The following is a 17,383-nucleotide window of genomic DNA, read 5'->3' as shown; positions in this document are numbered from 1 at the left end:
CAACGAGTCCGATGAGTGGAATAACTATCATTCGATCGAGTCCGCACCGGAACAACCGGACGTGCCGCTTCCAAAGGGAAACGGTTGCGGAACACTCAAAACCTAAAGGAGTGAGTCCATGCTTCTGCCAAGGAAATGGGCGCTGAGTCTCGGATTGTTGGCAGCAATCCCGACCGTTTCAGTTGCTGGCCCATTCGATCTTTTGCAACCTCAATCCAGTGCAGAGCAAGCCTCGTCACCGGCAGAAGGTTCTTCGAAGACCGAGAATCAGCGCGTTGCCGAAGAGATTGCAAAATCTCTGAAGAGAGCAAACCTCGTACACAAAGACGTTGCCATTCAGTTCGAGTCCGGAACGGCAACAATCAGCGGACAGATTAAAGACGAAGCACAGCGAGCAGCTGTGTCACGAATCGTAGGACGCGTTGACGGTGTTCAAAACGTTCAAAACCAGTTGAGCCTCATGGGATCAACTCCTGCTGCTCCAGTCAGCCAGCCTCAGACAGCAATGGCTCAACAGCCAGTCGGGGCACCTTCTCAAGTCCAACCTGTTTCGTACGCACAGAGTGCACAGAACAATCAGGAAGTCGCCCAGAACATCGCTGGTGCCCTTTCTTCTGTTGGAATGAGCGGTTACGACATCGAGATCCGTTACAAGAACGGTGTCGCGAGTCTGATCGGAACAGTTGACGGGCCAGAACAGGCAATGCGAGCACATCAGGCTGCTGCAAGCGTGCCTGGTGTCAATCAGGTCATGAACCGATTGACTGTCGCTGGACAGCCAGCACCGGGCGCTCCTGGCGGAGCACCTCAGTTCGGCCCAACTGGCCCCGGACAGCCCCAGTTTGGCGGTCCTGGTCAACCACAGTTCGGTGGTCCCGGTCAACCTCAGTTTGGTGGCCCTGGACAGATGCCTTACGGTCCTCCTCAGGGAGCACCAATTCAGCAAGTTCAAGGCTATGCCCCTGGTCCTCAGGGTGCACCGCAGGCTTACGGTCCCAACCCTGGAAACGTCCAGCAGATGGGCCACAAGGTCTACAATTCGCCGAACATGCCAAGCAACGCATGGCCAGCATACGCACAGTATGACAACTATTCGGCTGTGACTTATCCCAGCCAGTACGATGCCAGCGCCTGGCCGTACATTGGTCCATACTACCCATATCCCCAAGTTCCTCTGGGGTGGAGAAAATCCACACTGTCTTGGGAAGATGGAAGTTGGAACCTTGAGTTTGATTCACGAACCGACCGCTGGTGGTGGTTCATGAATCCTAAGAACTGGTAGGTCTGGTAAGTCGAGACCGCGGAAAATCCGTTGTCGACTTCGATTCGAATGATAGCGGTTCATGGGGGACTCACTCTCTCATGAACCGTTTTCTATTGATATCGAGTTGAAGGCGGATTTTTTCCATTTCTGGCCAGCCCGAAATGACCTTTGCAGAGATCTCGTTCGCGGATAGACTCTCCGGCATTCCGCCCAACATGACGAAAGGCGGAGCGGACAATCCGCGCGACACGGCGTCGTTTTTCAAGACACCACAACTGCAGACGCCAGAATTCAGGGAAGGACTCCTCATGACGCTCCCAGGTTCTCAATTCAGAATTCACCTGAAGAGCCTTGCCGTTCTCTCAACTCTTTTGGTTTCCCCTGCATTCGGACAGGAAACTCCGGGCCGCACTGACCCCAGACAGGGTCCGAACCCACAAAGCGGTGGGCAACCCGCTCAAATCTATTTGAAGACCCCCGAAGAAATGAATCCTGTTCTCCAGACGTGGGAACAGAAAACGGCGGGGATCAAATCGCTCAAAGGGCAATTCGTCCGGTACACCTACGACTACGTTTTCCACACGGAAAAACGAGCTGTCGGGCAATACTGGTTTGGTGCTCCCGATAAAGCCCGAATGGACTTCCATCCTGATCCACAGATTGTGGAATACAGCAAGAAGCTTCCAGCTGGACAAAAGCTGACCCACGAAGTTTCCGGAACCACTTTCGAAGTCATGGCGGACGAACTCAAATCGTGGATCTGCACCGGCGAAGAAATTCTGGAACTCGACCACGAGCCCAAAACTTATTCGAAAATGGAGATTCCGGCCGAGTATCGCGGTCAACGGATCACCGATGGCCCAATGCCATTTCTCTTCGGAATGAAGGCCGACTCCGTCAAGCAGCGCTATGCCATGACCTTCGGCAAGAAGCACGACATGGAGTCACAAGTTCATATTGTTGCGATTCCCATGGTGGCTGCCCTGCGACGTGAATTTTCCCGCGCAGAGATTATGCTCAACCCAAAGACATTCATGCCTCAAGCTGTGAAGTTGTGGGACCCTTCTGGGAATCAGGAAACGACATACATCTTCCATGAACCTGAGCCATTGAATCTTATCGAAAACAATTTCAAAGCTCCCTGGAGCGTGACACTTCTTCCTCCATGGAAGAAAATCGCGGACATCAAAGCCGATCCCGACCAACTGCCGATGCAGGAACAACGTAATGCGATTGCTCCGGGGATCTTTCGAACATCAGAAGCGGAATCCGGTCCACGCGTGAAGTAACGCTGTTCGGTTTTCGACGTGAACGTCCAGGCGAATCATGACGAACGCAATCACGATCCACGATCAGCAAAGCGGCGCCCGTGCCAGTATTGCTCCTGATCTTGGATTCAACTGCTTCCAGTTTCAGGTCGATCTCAACGGAGAGACAGTTCAAGTCATCGACTCTCCCGAGGATGTTCTCACCAACCCGCCGAGACCGAGTTCGTTCGGAATCCCTGTCCTGTTTCCATTTCCCAACCGGATTCGTGCTGGGCAATTTCAGTGGGAAGGCAAGGACTACCATGTTCCGCTTTCACCGGGACATCCGAACGCGATTCACGGCTTTTGCTACGACCGCCCGTGGCGAGTCGTTGAACAGTCAGAAGACTCCGTCACCGGGCAGTTTCAACTTTCCATCGATGATCCTCAACGTGCCGCGTGCTGGCCAGCGGATTTCATTTTGAGTATTCGGTATCGAGTCGCAGAGAACCGGCTCGAGACGCAGTTCCGAATCGAGAACCCTTCCCCAACTGCACTTCCGTGGGGACTGGGAACTCACGCCTATTTTCGGCTCCCGTTGTCCGCAAACAGCCAGCCTGAAGATTGCACGTTTGGTGTTGATGTGCATGAAGAATGGGAACTTGAAGAGAGCCTGCCCACCGGCCGCCGCCTTCCCCTCGAATCCAGTGCCGATCGACCGAGAGCTGTCACGTTCGGAACGCGCACATTCGACAATGTCTACACCGGATGGGAAACCGACGGAGAAACGGTTCGCACTTCAGTCGTGGATGAAAAAGGCGGACTCGAAATCAATCAGGTCTGCGACGGGCGCGTCTTCCGCGAAGCGGTCATCTTCACACCTGCAAACCGAAACGCAGTTTGCCTGGAGCCCTATTCCTGTGTGACCGATGCGATGAACCTGCATCATCAAGACCTCAATACCGGCCTGCAGATTCTCGATCCAGGAGAGCAATTCCAGACATGGCTCGCGATTCAGGTAAGCCCTATCTACGCCTGAACCAGATTCTCGGGACTCTTCGCACACGCCGGACTTCGCATTCTTCGAGGTATGCGAAGAATCAGCGGTGAAGTGGTCTCAACTCTTGTGAACGGACCACCAGACGTACCAGTCGCGTTCGTTGAACCCAAGATTGCGACCGGTCAACGTTTCCAGAGCAGCGAGAACATCCGCGTTCTTGACGGGAACACTGACGGCAAACGTTCGAGTTGTTCGAGGGAGATACGGACTCGGCTCAACATTCACCTGCCCGGTGATCGCAGCTGCATAAAGCTCCGGCGACCATGTCGAGTACGGATTCCCGTTCGAAAATGAGACCTGTCCGCCGGACATGGAGAATCCGTTGCCTGCGACTTCAGTCTTCGAATAGGTCACGCGATGCGTCGTAACGAGAGCATCAATCAACGCGGGAACAGCGGATGTGTCCCCGATCGTTTCGAGTCCCCGGGCTGCCCGGCGAACGATCAGATTGGATTGATGCCGCAACGCCGAAATCAGGAGCGACACCGCAGCTTCCGATCTTGAATTGAAGATGACATCCATCGCTGCGCGCCGCACTGGTTCGTAATCGTCAAACAGATATCGGTCGACCAGTGCAGGAATGGCTGAGGAGCCAGCGATCTGTCCGAGCACGTCAACGTAGAGCAATCGCACGTTCGTGTTCTCATCGGGTTCCATCATCTTTCGCAGAGCGGGAATGGAATCGGGGTCCGTAATCTCTGCGAACAGCTCAAGGCTCTTGCGTTGACGCTGTGGGTCCGACCCGGTCAGCCAACTGAGCCAGACGCGGATCTTCGGATACCATTGGATTTCCGCTTCTCGCTGTTTGACATCCGTTTTGATCAACGCGAGTTCCTGCGGCGTCATCCATTTGTTCTGATACTTCACATACCCGCGATCAGACATGACCTCATCTTCGGTCATCCACTGGCCCCGATGTTTTTGATGACCAAGAATCCGTCGGGCTTCAGCATGTTCGGGATCGATGCTGACGATCGCCAGAAGTTGTTCTTCGCGCTTCTCGTTCAAGAGATGGCTTCGACTCCACTCGGCGAGTTGCCAGTGGGCTTCGATCGACCCATCAAGTTCACGAACGCGTGTTTCATACTCTTCGAGGACCGCCGAGCGTCGTTCGACGAAATCGATGTCGTCACGATGGATCAGAATTTGTGCACCGCTCAGTGAGCGAATTGAAACGGGAGCCGACTCTTCCGCTTGAGCCTCACTCAACTCGCCACGAACTTCACCCCCGGATTTCAATCGAATCACATCCGCTGGTGCTTGCTCAGCAAAGAGACAGAATGAGCCCCCCAACAGAAACAGGAAAAGATGCACGATCTTCGACTGGGAGCGATTCACGGCGTTGCTGATGGCTGACCGAAGGCCATCTTTCCGGAACGGAGGGCGGCTTTGAAAAAAGAATCTGTTCATAGCGAGCTGTCGATCCCGATACCGGCTCTTCATGACATCATTGAGTGCAGTTCTGGTAATGGTCTTCCCGAGTTCACACTAACGAACAGGGTGAAATCCATTTCAAACTGACCAACGCGAGTGCACAGGCAAGAGCAACATGCCCTTGATTCTAGGGGGGCAAGAATGTCATCTCAAACAAAAACTTGAAATCCCCACATTGATATCGTCGAACGCGACGGAGAACTGGGGAATGCCTGTCGAACGACAAAAGGGATCTGCGCAATCATCGCCCTGCTTTCGGTTTGACCGCGTCACCGAAACGCTGCGGGTTGTAACGACTTGCTTGAAGAAATCGATGGCGCAAACACTTATAGCGGTTCAACATGCAAAGTTGCTGATGTCTCCCGAGTTGATAATTCTGTCGGCAAAAATTGCCACCGCTCGAGACTCGGGACGTACAATTTTGGGCTTGGCAGACAACTTTGAGAAATTGAACTTGGTGAATTTCGTCAGAAATGCTAACGATTTCACCTCGAAACGATTCACGCCTCGCTGAAACACACACCTGTTACGGGAGTCGAATCCGACGAACACGGAAGAGGAGGAACACAATGCCACGTGTACTTTCCGGTAGTGATCAGTTGCGAAATCTCTTTGCTGCGGTCACTGAGCAGACTTTTCAGGTCGAGTTTGGCGTCGCCGATCCCCCGCTGATCGATTATCTCTCCGACATGCTTGTTCGGTTCACGCGAGTGGATGTCATCTTCAAGGTTCGCGATGTTGTCGGAAGGCGACTCGAAGAAGTCGCTGAGATGATGATGGAAGCGGAGCAGTGTACTTCCAAACCGAAAGCAGAGATTCACCGGCACATTGGAGACTTCACACTGTTCTGGACCGGGGTTTATCCCGAAGGTCTCAAGCGACTGAAAGCTCTCGATCGCAAAGATGCGATGATCGACTATCAGGCCCAGGGAAAGCGATCCTATTATCTGGCGAGCCAACTCTCCGGAGAACCTGAAGAACCTCGCTCAGGTGTTTTGCGCAGACTGAGCCAGGAATTCGAACTCTGCTCAGAAGGTCTTCGCAAGGTCCGCGAAGAGTGGGAAATGCTGCCGCGAACAGGTTGCTCGTGATCGCATCGCCTTAAAGGTTTCATCGCAAACCCTGACTGCTTCACACGATCCATTGTTGCCGATCACCCAATCGTTGCTTCGCATCAATACACAAACTGAAAACACAAAAAGAGCCCGCCGAACTCAGTTCGACGGGCTTTTCTCTTTGACATGACTCGCGTCAGAATCAAGGTGCGCGCCCGAAACAGCAGAACTGATCCGGACAGCGCACTCTCAATTCTCTTACGCAGGTTGCAAGTCGCACAGCGCTTCCTTCAATCGATTTCTCGCTGTGTGCAACCGTCTCTTGATCGTTCCGATTGGACTCGAGAACCGTTCGCTCATCTCCTTCAAGGTTTGTCCCTCAAAGTAGAACGCCAACAGCGTTTCCCGATCCATGGGTCTCAACTGACACAAGCCTGACCGAACTTGTCCCGCCTGTTCAGACTTCAACACATCCTCAATTGGTGCCTGACGGGAACCAGTCAGCCCTCCGAAAGCCTCGGGAGTCTGCATGGTTTCTTTCGGTCGACGAACAGCTCGATTGATGGCCATTCGCACCGCGATGCGCTTCAACCATCCTTCGAATCGTTCAGGTTCACGAAGCTGATCGATCTTTCGAAGAGCTCGCATGAAGACTTCCTGAGTCACTTCAAGAGCCTCGGAGTGGTTTCGCAATCGACGAAAGATGATTGCGAAAACAATCCCCTGGTACTCTTGAACAAGTTCCCCGAAGGCATCACGGTCACCGGTTTGTGCCCGGGTCACCAAATCCAATCTCAACGTCTCGGTCATTTATCGCCTCCCCATCATATGGGTGCGTCATGAGACTTTCCGGTCGGTCCGTTTCATCAGACAACTGTTGGACGGTCTCTCGTTTTTGTTAGTAGAAGATGTCGAACCTTTTGTTGATATCGCGCTCTCTCTTAAAGGAAGCGCGTTCAAATCGTCGTACAAGTCGCCAGGGTTTCATTACGTGTGGGACCTGAACGTAGGTTGTGACGATTTCCATGATTACTTCCTGTCTGTGTTGGCTCCCGACACAAGTGTGTGAGTACAGGGAGTCCGCTAAGGGTGAATGAGCGGTAACGCTCGAATTGGAGAAGGATGGTCGACGCAGTTGTCCGAACTGACCGGTCTGCGAGAACACAGAGTGCGTCGACCCACGACGACAGCGAATGACCATGACTCCGAAAGTGGCGGAGATGGAGCACTCGCTGAGGTGAACGTCAGTGGGAAATTGCCATCCCGAAAAGCTGTTAGAAGTCCCATTCTCGAACACAGGATCGTGAATGAGTCGACGACAGCTTTCCGGACGGACAGCAATTGGCTTCAAGACTGAATGGTCACGTGGACCGCTCAGGCTGATTTCCAATCACTGGCCGATGAGAAACGGCTGAACAAATTCCGCCGAACGAATCCGGCGAGGGTTCAACATTTCCTCATAAGGAAATCGAGCTACTGGCATTCATGCTCCGCGAGGTCGACCTCGGCATGTCCGACATTCGGTACATTGAGATCGCCGCCCACGCGGGCGCCGGGAGTGCCCCGGCGTAACGACAAGCTTCCCCAATCTGTGAGTGTTCAATACAACACTCGGATCCGTCGCCGCTTTGATAAAAGCGCGACCAATCCTTGGGGCGTTTGGATAGCCGTTTTCCTGAGTCTGTGCGTACGACGACACACTCTTCACGTACGGCTGTAACGGCTTGCACATGGACGTTGCCAGTGGTTCCGTGGACTTGATTGCCGGTTGTGGTGATGTGCTGTGTCATAATTGCACCTCCTGCGAACGTGTCGCAGTCTCTGGAAAACACATAAACAGAATAACTCGCCGACGAGTACATCGAACGAGATGATCATCAGCTGTGGCTGAAAGAGTACTTTCTCAAGGGCTCGAAAGAAAGACGAGTCCCGTGCGAAGGTGTATACTTTCTTCTACGCTTTGTGACTCATTCCCACCTGGAAAGGTTCGTCAATTCTGACAGGAATTTTGAGAATTTCTGAACGTAGCTGGACAGCGACGAAGTTCGTCACAGCTTCAGAGACGGACTTTCATCCCCAATGGAAACGAACTCTATGCGTCGTATCTCTCGACTGGTTCTATGCTTAATCGCATTCTCCGCACTCTTCCTCCTCTGGCCTGATGCAGCCCGCACCCAGGAAATCCAAATCAAGCTCGCCCCGAACCTCGGAGTCGAGAATTTTTCCGGACGGGTCTATGTCTTCTTTACGTCGGGGCAGTCAGAGCCCAGAAACGGCCCGAACTGGTTTCGGCCAGAACCGATCATTTCTCTCGATGTTTCAAACTGGACACCTGAAAAAACGGTCACTCTCACCCCAGAGACTCCGGGACTGCTGAAGTTTCCCCGGGATGTCGATTTCTCGTCTCTCGTTGGGCAATCCGCTCAGGCGGTCGTTCGACTCAATCCCTGGGAGCGGACCGTCGGAACCGGTCCCGGAAACGCCTACAGCGATGTTTCCGAACTCTCCGAACAAGAAGTCACGTTATTGACGGTCGACAAGATCGTTCCCCCCGTTGAAGTCGCAAAGAACGACCGCGTGCACGTTGTTGAGCTTAAGTCCCAGCTGCTTAGCGACTTCCATCAACGCCCGGTCTCTTTGAAGGCGTCCGTAGTTGTCCCTGAGGACTACGATCAAAATCCGGACAAACGCTATCCCGTGATCTACGAGATTCCGGGATTCGGGGGAACTTACCGCTACGGATGGAACCGACTTCTCGCACCTCCAACCAACACGGACGGCGTTTCCTTCATCAAGGTGATGCTCGATCCGGAGTGCCCTCTCGGTCACCACGTTTTCGCAAATTCTGAAAACAATGGTCCCTGGGGAGACGCATTGGTTGAAGAACTCATTCCCGAAATTGATCGCCGCTTTCGAACCGACGCCCGCGAATATGGTCGATTCCTCACGGGGCACTCTTCCGGAGGCTGGAGTTCCTTGTGGCTGCAAGTCGCTTATCCGGAAGTGTTTGGGGGTGTCTGGAGCACTTCGCCCGATCCGGTCGACTTCCGAGATTTCCAACGGATCAATCTCTATCAGCCGGGGGAAAACATGTTCACGGACCAATACGGGAAACGACGTCCGCTCGCCCGCATGAAAGGTCAAATTCTGATCTGGTACAACGACTTTTCAGATATGGAATACGTGCTCGGTCCCGGAGGACAGCTTCACAGCTTTGAGGCCGTTTTCAGCCCGCGCGGGGACGATGGGAATCCGCTCCCGCTTTGGGATCGAAAGACCGGGGAAATCGACACATCTGTGGCGGAGACGTGGAAAAAGTATGACATCAGCCTGATTCTGAAAGAGGACTGGTCGGACCTCAGCCCTCACTTGAACGGGAAGATTCACGTCTTCATGGGCGACGTTGATAACTTCTATCTCGAAGGGGCGACGGTTCTTCTCGACGAGACGCTCGACGGTCTCGGAAGCGATGCGGAAGTGACTCTCTTCAAAGGTCGCGATCACATGAATCTCTTCCAGGGAGGGCTTCATCAACGCATCGACCAGCAGATTGCGGATCAGTACCGAAAGTTTCAGAATCAGTAATCGCTCTCTCTTGCAGGAGAAAGCTTTGCGAGCGGGAACAGACCGCTATCGCATTCTCGACAAGCGACTATGATGCTCTTTCGGTCTCGGGAGCGACATAATGGACGATGAAGCAACTTACGTTTGTGCCAGTTGCGGCGAGGAGATTCTGATTCCAATCGATTTGAGTCAGGGACAAAATCAGGAGTATGTCGAAGATTGCCCGATCTGCTGTTGTCCCATGGTGATCGTCGTTGAAATCAACTCAGACGGATCGATCACCTGTCGAGCAGACCGCGAGTGAATCGTCTGACAAGCGAGTCATCACCTGATGATTTCGACATCCGAAACAGGGGTGTCATATTGGAGAATTTTCGTGAACCAGATTTTCTTGTTTCTCGCATTACTGGGCAACAGTGCGCTCTTTGTCACCTTCTATCTCGGATGGAGAATCGAAGACGCGAGTTCACTTTCTGAAGTGGCACGGCAGCATGTCTCGATTCATTTTCTGTTCGCCCTCGCTGCGGCTTCGTTCGCACTGCTCGTCCACGCGATCGTTTTGACGTACTTCATGGGAACGGGTCGCTGGATTCAGGAAACGAGCGATGCGTACCATTTCGACGAAGCGGCCCGTCGAAGGAACATTCAGTTGAAGTACCAAGTCCTCCCGGGAATGATGCTTTGCCTGATTCTCATTCTGACGACCGGAGCCTTCGGAGCGGTTGCCGACCCCGCTTCGAACACGCAAATGAATTACGCGGACAAGATTCATTTCACGCTGGCACTGACGACTCTGCTTGCCAATCTCATCGTGAATGTGATTCAGTACAACGCGATCAGCCTGAACTCACAGCTTGTGGATCAGGTTTATCAGGAAGTGCTTGCCGTTCGTAAAGAACGCGGACTGGACAGTCCTGCATAGTCCAGTCGACGGCGTTTCTTCGTCTCGTTCTGAGACTCACGATCTGCTCGGCAGAACAACGTCCCGCAGAAGCCCGACTGTCTTCAAAGGTTTATGTCGAAACCGGAGCCGGATTCTGAGACGGTTCTTCAGTGAAGATTTCCGTGTTACGGTGAATCTCGTTGTCGAAGCGCAATTCAAACTGGTCTCTTGGACAGAAGACAAACTGAAACGCGAGCTTGGTGTACGAGTTTGTCTTGAGGAGATCGTCATAAAACTCCGGGGCCATTTTGCACATCTGTGGCAATCGGCTCCAGGCGATTCCCGAGATATCATGATGCTCGGTGTGGAGTCCAAAGTTGAAGCTGATCTTGTTTAACCATCCGTAATAAGACGTTGACGGTTGATACTCTTTGTGTCCATGGAAATGCGAGTTGCTCAGGATCATTCCGAACAACAACGGATGCAGGAAGCCCGTCATGAACAGCTGACTTAAAAACAGGTACAGGACAGCTTTCCAACCCCCAAAGAAGAACAGGCCGCCGACAAGTCCGAGGCTGAGAATCGGATAAATCACACCCCACAAACGAATTCCGTATCGCTGATAGCCGCTGACGAGATGCTCGTCCGCCAGAATCGCCAGTGTTTTATCGCTCGGATCGAGACGGCGACGGAACGGAAGGCTCACGAAGTAGACGACCAATCCGACGGCTGATCGCAAGACTTGAGTGATCAACATGATCCCGGAATACGGGAAGAAGAGCGGAGTTAATGCCCAGGAACAGAAGTCGTACAAGGGACCGCGGGTGTATGGCATCGAGTCTTTAATTTTGGTGGCCAAAAAGAAACTTCGCCGCCGTTTAATAAAGTCTTTGGTAGCTCCCATATCGTTGTGGTGAACATGATGTTCCACCCACCACGTGTGATGGCCAGAAAGAAACATCGGAAGCGTCGTGAAGGTATACAACCAGCGATTCCACTTGCCTGACTTGAAGACAAGATGGTGATTACATTCGTGTGCCAACAGAAACAGATTAATGTTGATCCACGATCCAATCACATATGCAGCGACGAACGTCACCCAAAGTGGTTGGCTGCAAACAAGCCATGCCATGACGACTTGCAAGCTGCTCACGAGGACGCACCAATACCCTGTCGAAAGGGTCGGACCAAACAACTCTTTGATTTCCGGATGCGCAGCGAGCATTTTCTTCGCACGATCGCGATGCCAGACAGCATCCGGTTTTTCCTCGTCTGTCACTCGATCGCAAATATCAATTTCGAATCCAGGAAAGACCGGTGCGGCCGTTCCCAAAACACGGGGATGAAAGCGGAGTTTGAAATTTGTGTCCGCAGGTTTCGTCGCGCTCACCGATTCCATGTCAGATACACCGATCTCGAAGGGGTGATGTTTGTTGAGGAAAGAGCGCATCGACTCGACATCGACGCAACTGTTTTCTTGTCGCTGCAACAGCAGAGACCCGCGCTGTCGCGATCATGGAGAGGCTGGGAACAGGTCAATCCGCCTCGACTTCCTCATTGAGTGTTGAATACCGAGTCTGCATGTTTGCCCCCGCTTCGTCAAGTGCCTCGCCGTGGAATTCCATCAACGGAGATGCAAACGATCTTCGTCGTACTGAAACTTTTACTGAAGTACCACGATGGCCAAACCCGCGAAGATCAGCGTCGTGCCGATCATTGTTTGCGAGGAAATTCGCTCATCCAAATCATCGAGGCCAGTCGCACAGCGACGATGAAACTTCCCTTATCGATGGCTGTGACCGTCGAGAATTTTCGGTTCGAAATGGCTCGAGAATAGAAGTGTCCAAACAGAGGGGTCATGGCTGCCGAGAAGCTGAGGAAGGTGACAGGTGACCACCTGATCGACTTCACCTCCGCGACCGGAACACGAAAAAAGGCGATCGCGATGACTGTCGCAAGAACGAACATCGTCCGAACGGCAAGCCCCCATTTGCTCGAGATGCCTTCGAGTCCCTGCTTCGCGATCACTGCCGTCACTCCGGCGAACAACATCGCCAGGATGGCATCAACAACCCATCGATCCAACTCGGTTTCCTCCACTTGTTGAACGAAGCAGTGGACAACTCACGACGGGGATTTTCCGTTGGAAGCTGAGGGCACGCGGCCGATGCTACGAATTGTGCTTTTCGATCGCTCGCTTCATCGCTGATCCCATGTCCGCCGGGCTTGCCGCCACTTCGACACCGGCTTTTTCGAGGGCGTTGATTTTCTCTTCAGCGGTTCCGCTTCCTCCAGAAATAATCGCTCCTGCGTGTCCCATGCGTTTGCCAGGAGGGGCTGTCTTTCCGGCGATGAAGGCAGCAACGGGTTTCGTAACGTTGCTTTGAATGTATTCCGCAGCCTGAATTTCGGCGTCTCCACCGATTTCACCAATCATCAGAATCGACTTGGTTTCCGGATCGTTTTCGAACATTTCAAGCAGATCGATAAACGTCGTCCCGATAATCGGATCGCCCCCGATTCCGACAGCTGTCGACTGTCCGAGATCGATATTTCCGAGTTGCCAGGCAGCTTCGTAAGTGAGTGTTCCACTCTTGCTGATCAGCCCGACGGAACCGGGTTGATGAATGTATCCCGGCATGATTCCGATCTTCGCAACACCGGGAGTGATGATTCCGGGGCAGTTGGGACCAATCAACCGTGAATTCGGCTTTGTAGCGAGGAATTTCTTCACTCGAACCATGTCCAGCACAGGAATGCCTTCAGTGATGGCGACAATCAGCTCAATTCCCGCGTCGGCCGCTTCCATGATCGCGTCGGCACAGAACGGAGGCGGCACGAAAATGAGTGAGGTATTTGCTCCAGTTTCCGAAATTGCCTTTGCAACAGAATCATAGACGGGAAATCCGTCGACTTCCTCGCCCCCTTTTCCCGGAGTCACTCCACCGACCAAAACAGACTCGCCCGGACGATGTTCTGTGGCGTACTCGCGACACTTCTGAGAATGAAACAGTCCCGCTCGACCGGTGATTCCCTGAGTAATGATCTTCGTATTTTTGTCGACGAGAATAGCCATGGATTCGCTTGAACTTGGGGATACTGGATAGAAATCAGTGCGATTCATCCCTGAGGAGACGCTCCTCAGAAACTCGGGTGCACTGGCAGTTTAGAGGAGACACCACCCGGACGGAAGCGATGAAAAGAGTTCGATCTGTTCGCGGATCAATTGTGGAGTCATTACAATATTGAAGACCAGATGAAGCCCTGTCGAGGAGAGTGTGGCAATGCCAAGTTCTTCGAGTTCTGAACCGCGTCCGTACCCGCCCCCCTCGTACATCGATTCCCAGTCGCTGATGCAGATCAAGTCGCTCGAATTGCGGGCGAAGTCTGTTGTCGAAGGGCTGATGAACGGAATCCATCGCAGCCCGTATCATGGGTTCTCAGTAGAATTTACGGAGTACCGGCAATACTCGACTGGAGACGATCTCCGCTATCTGGACTGGCGACTCTTTGCCCGCTCTGACCGGTATTACATCAAGCGATTCGAAGACGAAACCAACCTCCGGTGCCATCTCATCGTCGATAATTCCCGTTCGATGACATTCGGATCGCTCGGCTACTCGAAAGAAGATTACGCAAAAACACTCGCTGCGACGTTGGCCTATTTTCTCACGCAGCAACGAGACGCCGTTGGGCTGTTTCGTTTTTCCGACAAGGTCGATGAATTCATTCCCGCCCGTTTTCGAGTTGGACAACTCCGCCGACTGCTGACGAGCCTCGAATCCGCTCCGGAAGGAACTTCTTCGGGAATTAATGCCGCTTTGGAAGAAGCAGCGGAACGGGTCCGCAAGAGGGGACTTTTCGTCGTCATGTCGGACTTTCTGACAAATGTCGATGTGCTGCAGTCTCGCCTTGGCTACTTGCGGGCTGGGGGAAATGAAGTGGTTGTCTTTCAGGTTCTCGATCCCACCGAGATGAGTTTCGATTTCGACCAACCTGCTGTCTTTCTCGATGCAGAAACCGGTCAGGAACTTTTCGTCGATCCAGAGCAAGCGCGGTCGCAATATCAAAAACGGCTGCAGGAACACCTCGATCAGGTCTCTGCGATTTGTGACGGACTCGGGATTTATGTTTCTCGCCTGACGACAGATTCCCCGATCGAAATCGCAATGCTCGATTTTCTGGAAACGCGATTGCGAGTCACTCAAACTCGACGGCAATGACGGTTCCAAGACGACCTTGAGACAACACGAAACGGATGGTCTCCATGAGTTTCCTGACTCCGCTTTACCTGCTGGCTGGATTGGCTGTGACCCTGCCGATCGTCTTTCATCTGATTCGGAGAACTCCGCAAGGGCGACAGGTTTTCGGAAGCTTAATGTTTCTCGAACAGTCGCCCCCTCGGATGACGAAACGCAGCCGGCTCGACAATCTCCTCCTGCTGCTACTTCGAGGACTTGCGCTGTTCCTGCTGGCTTTCGCGTTTGCCCGTCCGTTTTTCCGCTCCCATCAGGAATCCCTCGCACAGGAAGATGTCGGCAGGCGTCTCGCAATTCTGGTCGATACATCAGCCAGCATGACCCACTCCGATCAATGGCAGCGTACGATCGATGAAGTGAACGAGCTACTGAGTTCAGTCTCCGCCAGCGATTCTGTGAGTCTTCTGACTTTCGACCAACAAGTGAATTCGCTCATCAGCTTTGAAGACTGGCAGGAGTTGCCCGCCGACAGTCGCCAGTCAACCGCCGAGGAAAGGCTGTCCGAACTCAAGCCGACTCAACGACGAACCGAGTTAGGTGATGCACTGATTTACGCTGCCGATCTTCTCGCTCAAAACAGCGAGCGAAAGATCTCCCGCCGACAGATTGTCGTCGTCTCCGACTTTCAGGAAGGGAGTCACTGGGAAGTTCTGCGCGGCTATGAATGGCCGGAAGGAGTCGATATCGAACCCCGAATCATTGAACTTGAAAACACGCTGACCAACGCGACCGCCCATATCATCGCCGCAACAAACGCCAACGACAAAGATCTTCGACTTCGTGTTCAATCCTCAAAGAACGCTCAAAGCGAGACGTTCGATCTTCAATGGGATCGTGATCATCTTGAAAACTTAGAAGATCCAATCAGTGATCGATCTCCGTCGAAGACGCGAGTCGATGTTCCTCCCGGCCAGTCGAAAGTGGTGCGGGCACCGGAAATTGAAGAGGGAATCACAGCCCACAAGCTGCTTCTTACCGGCGATGATGTCGAGTTCGATAACGTCAGCTATGTCGCTCCGGCCGCTCCGTGGAATGTGCAGATTCTGTATTTCGGCGACGAAGATGCGAAAGGACCAGAGGGGTTGCGTTTCTTTGTCGAACCGATGTTCCCTTCGACTCCAAACCGACAGGTAACTGTCACAGACTGGGAGAGCCTCGAAAGCCCTCCGGATGTCAACGATCCAGAGATCACGATGACGCTCATTGGTACAAATTGCGATGAAGAGCAGGTCAACTGGCTTCGGGATTCGATCAAATCCGGCCGCCCTGCAATATTCGTCGCCACGTCCGTTGAGCAAGGGTCGCAGATTTATGATTTGCTGGAGTTGTCACCCAGCCCGGTCACGGAAGTCACTCCGGAAGATTACACAATGATCGGAGACGTCGACCTGACTCATCCGGCACTCGCCCCTTTCGATGATCCCCGCTACGCAGACTTCACCAAAGTCCGATTCTATGGGTTTCGGTCATTCGACTCAAATTCGTTCCCGGATTCACAGCCTCTCCTCAGCTTTGAAGACGGTGAACCGTTTCTCATGGAGATCGGCAATCGACAACTCATTCTGATGACGGCAGGATGGGGAAGAGATGAAAGTGATCTGGCTGTGTGGAGCAAATTCGTCCCGCTCATGAATGGCCTCCTCGAACATCTCGAAAACCGCGTCGAAGAACAACCGCAACTTTATGTTGGAGACTCACTCACTCCGGCGTTGCTGAAATCCTCTCTCGAAGAAATCTGGTTTCAGGAACCGGAAGACGCCCCGGTTCGTGTGACCAACGACTCTCCTCTTGTGCTGGAGAAGGCCGGAATCGGAATGTTTGCCGAGTCCAAAGCTGATCTCACCGAAGGCAACGCCCACGAAATTGCGATCAATCTTCATCCCGACGAATCGCGACTCGACCTTGTTTCGTTCGAGTCGCTCGAAGCAGCTGGGCTTCCGATCACTTCCGCAACAACCGCACTCTTGGCGGAGGAGGAAAGCCCGGAGAGCAGTCGACAGTTGATGAATCGGGAACTCGAATCTCGCCAGCGACTCTGGCAATGGCTCCTCCTGGCTGCGCTGATTGTTCTGATCCTTGAATCCGTGATATCCGGTTCAATGCAGCGCCGTGCGGGACGATCGGTTTTCTCGACACAGTCGTGAGCGCTGTTGCAGCTGCCCCAATTGACAGCAAGCCCCCAGCAATCAAAGTCGTCGTGCGATCTGCAGATTCCGCCGCTTCTCTATTCTGAAGATTGCATCAAGCACTCACGGGATTCCGATTGAGAGTGTAGGACGAAAGCGTTTGTGTTCGTCCCCTCCACCACTCACCAAATTCGGAGAGACCGATGACAATATCACCTGACCTCCATGTGGGGTTACCTTTTCTCGAAGGTCTATGCAACGACCTTCGCGGTAAACCCTCTCGCGTTCGACGCCGTGTCCCGAAACGTCCAGCGATCACTCAATCGGAACCTGCCAGCTATCTGATGCAGACGATCGCAACCAGCTTGACGATTGCTTCCGGTGTCGCGAGCGCACTGTTCGCTATGGTTGAAATTCGCTCTTCGCTGTAGTCAGATAGGTGACCCGCCGGCGAATTCATCGCCGGCGTGCGGTCCCTTCTGCTCGCGAGG

The 17,383-nt window shown here is 53.1% G+C and carries 17 protein-coding genes; 11 read left to right on the top strand and 6 right to left on the bottom strand.

Annotated features, from left to right (window positions below; all coding sequences use genetic code 11):
• Positions 1–118 precede the first annotated feature (118 nt).
• The 3 genes from KOR42_RS04515 to KOR42_RS04505 all read left to right on the top strand — a co-directional run bounded on the left by KOR42_RS04515 (position 119) and on the right by KOR42_RS04505 (position 3,550).
• The gene (locus KOR42_RS04515; RefSeq protein WP_146507410.1) at positions 119–1,282 is read left to right on the top strand and encodes a BON domain-containing protein; all 1,164 of its coding nucleotides are present in this window, start codon (positions 119–121) and stop codon (positions 1,280–1,282) included.
• Positions 1,283–1,572: 290 nt separating this feature from the next.
• A complete protein-coding gene (locus tag KOR42_RS04510) occupies positions 1,573–2,553 on the top strand; it encodes a hypothetical protein (RefSeq protein WP_146507409.1) in 981 nt (326 codons plus the stop codon).
• A 37-nt stretch (positions 2,554–2,590) separates the two neighbouring features.
• The gene (locus KOR42_RS04505) at positions 2,591–3,550 is read left to right on the top strand and encodes an aldose 1-epimerase (RefSeq protein ID WP_146507408.1); all 960 of its coding nucleotides are present in this window, start codon (positions 2,591–2,593) and stop codon (positions 3,548–3,550) included.
• 78 nt (positions 3,551–3,628) lie between these two features.
• On the opposite strand, the gene KOR42_RS04500 is transcribed toward KOR42_RS04505, so the two are convergent.
• Positions 3,629–4,981 carry a HEAT repeat domain-containing protein gene (locus tag KOR42_RS04500; RefSeq protein ID WP_197440859.1) on the bottom strand — a complete coding sequence of 451 codons (1,353 nt, stop codon included), beginning with the start codon at positions 4,979–4,981 and terminating at the stop codon, positions 3,629–3,631.
• A gap of 593 nt (positions 4,982–5,574) precedes the next feature.
• On the opposite strand from KOR42_RS04500, the gene KOR42_RS04495 reads away from it, so the two are divergent.
• Positions 5,575–6,096, top strand: coding sequence for a hypothetical protein (locus KOR42_RS04495; protein ID WP_146507406.1), 522 nt, complete (start codon positions 5,575–5,577; stop codon positions 6,094–6,096).
• A 222-nt stretch (positions 6,097–6,318) separates the two neighbouring features.
• On the opposite strand, the gene KOR42_RS04490 is transcribed toward KOR42_RS04495, so the two are convergent.
• Positions 6,319–6,870 (bottom strand): RNA polymerase sigma factor, encoded by a 552-nt coding sequence (locus KOR42_RS04490; RefSeq protein ID WP_146507405.1) that lies wholly within the window; start codon positions 6,868–6,870, stop codon positions 6,319–6,321.
• 283 nt (positions 6,871–7,153) lie between these two features.
• On the opposite strand from KOR42_RS04490, the gene KOR42_RS04485 reads away from it, so the two are divergent.
• The gene (locus tag KOR42_RS04485; protein WP_146507404.1) at positions 7,154–7,417 is read left to right on the top strand and encodes a hypothetical protein; all 264 of its coding nucleotides are present in this window, start codon (positions 7,154–7,156) and stop codon (positions 7,415–7,417) included.
• Positions 7,418–7,517: 100 nt separating this feature from the next.
• Here KOR42_RS04485 and KOR42_RS04480 read toward each other — a convergent pair whose 3' ends face one another.
• Complete coding sequence (locus KOR42_RS04480; RefSeq protein ID WP_146507403.1) at positions 7,518–7,850, bottom strand: hypothetical protein; 333 nt, start codon at positions 7,848–7,850, stop codon at positions 7,518–7,520.
• Positions 7,851–8,154: 304 nt separating this feature from the next.
• Here KOR42_RS04480 and KOR42_RS04475 point away from each other — a divergent pair, with 304 nt between their 5' ends.
• The 3 genes from KOR42_RS04475 to KOR42_RS04465 all read left to right on the top strand — a co-directional run bounded on the left by KOR42_RS04475 (position 8,155) and on the right by KOR42_RS04465 (position 10,546).
• Positions 8,155–9,645 (top strand): alpha/beta hydrolase, encoded by a 1,491-nt coding sequence (locus KOR42_RS04475; RefSeq protein WP_197440858.1) that lies wholly within the window; start codon positions 8,155–8,157, stop codon positions 9,643–9,645.
• 100 nt (positions 9,646–9,745) lie between these two features.
• On the top strand, positions 9,746–9,928 hold the full coding sequence (locus KOR42_RS04470) for a CPXCG motif-containing cysteine-rich protein (RefSeq protein WP_146507401.1): 183 nt from the start codon (positions 9,746–9,748) through the stop codon (positions 9,926–9,928).
• A gap of 72 nt (positions 9,929–10,000) precedes the next feature.
• A complete protein-coding gene (locus KOR42_RS04465) occupies positions 10,001–10,546 on the top strand; it encodes a hypothetical protein (RefSeq protein ID WP_146507400.1) in 546 nt (181 codons plus the stop codon).
• A gap of 91 nt (positions 10,547–10,637) precedes the next feature.
• Here the strand turns inward: KOR42_RS04465 and KOR42_RS04460 are convergent, their stop codons facing one another.
• The 3 genes from KOR42_RS04460 to sucD all read right to left on the bottom strand — a co-directional run bounded on the left by KOR42_RS04460 (position 10,638) and on the right by sucD (position 13,583).
• Positions 10,638–11,906 carry a fatty acid desaturase gene (locus KOR42_RS04460; protein WP_231740636.1) on the bottom strand — a complete coding sequence of 423 codons (1,269 nt, stop codon included), beginning with the start codon at positions 11,904–11,906 and terminating at the stop codon, positions 10,638–10,640.
• 314 nt (positions 11,907–12,220) lie between these two features.
• Positions 12,221–12,592: an EamA family transporter gene (locus tag KOR42_RS04455; RefSeq protein WP_146507398.1), complete on the bottom strand. Its 372-nt coding sequence runs from the start codon at positions 12,590–12,592 to the stop codon at positions 12,221–12,223.
• Between the two features lie 85 nt (positions 12,593–12,677).
• Positions 12,678–13,583, bottom strand: coding sequence for a succinate--CoA ligase subunit alpha (gene sucD / locus KOR42_RS04450; protein WP_146507397.1), 906 nt, complete (start codon positions 13,581–13,583; stop codon positions 12,678–12,680).
• Between the two features lie 208 nt (positions 13,584–13,791).
• Between sucD and KOR42_RS04445 the strand changes: the two genes are divergently transcribed.
• The 3 genes from KOR42_RS04445 (at position 13,792) to KOR42_RS04435 (ending at position 17,323) form a co-directional block, all read left to right on the top strand.
• On the top strand, positions 13,792–14,730 hold the full coding sequence (locus KOR42_RS04445; protein WP_197440856.1) for a DUF58 domain-containing protein: 939 nt from the start codon (positions 13,792–13,794) through the stop codon (positions 14,728–14,730).
• Between the two features lie 44 nt (positions 14,731–14,774).
• Positions 14,775–16,910 carry a BatA domain-containing protein gene (locus tag KOR42_RS04440; protein WP_197440855.1) on the top strand — a complete coding sequence of 712 codons (2,136 nt, stop codon included), beginning with the start codon at positions 14,775–14,777 and terminating at the stop codon, positions 16,908–16,910.
• 185 nt (positions 16,911–17,095) lie between these two features.
• On the top strand, positions 17,096–17,323 hold the full coding sequence (locus tag KOR42_RS04435; RefSeq protein ID WP_146507395.1) for a hypothetical protein: 228 nt from the start codon (positions 17,096–17,098) through the stop codon (positions 17,321–17,323).
• Positions 17,324–17,383: the final 60 nt, after the last annotated feature.

Origin of the sequence: Thalassoglobus neptunius (assembly GCF_007859735.1) — a bacterium.
Taxonomy (GTDB): domain Bacteria; phylum Planctomycetota; class Planctomycetia; order Planctomycetales; family Planctomycetaceae; genus Thalassoglobus; species Thalassoglobus neptunius.
This window is presented reverse-complemented; position numbering and strand designations above follow the sequence as displayed.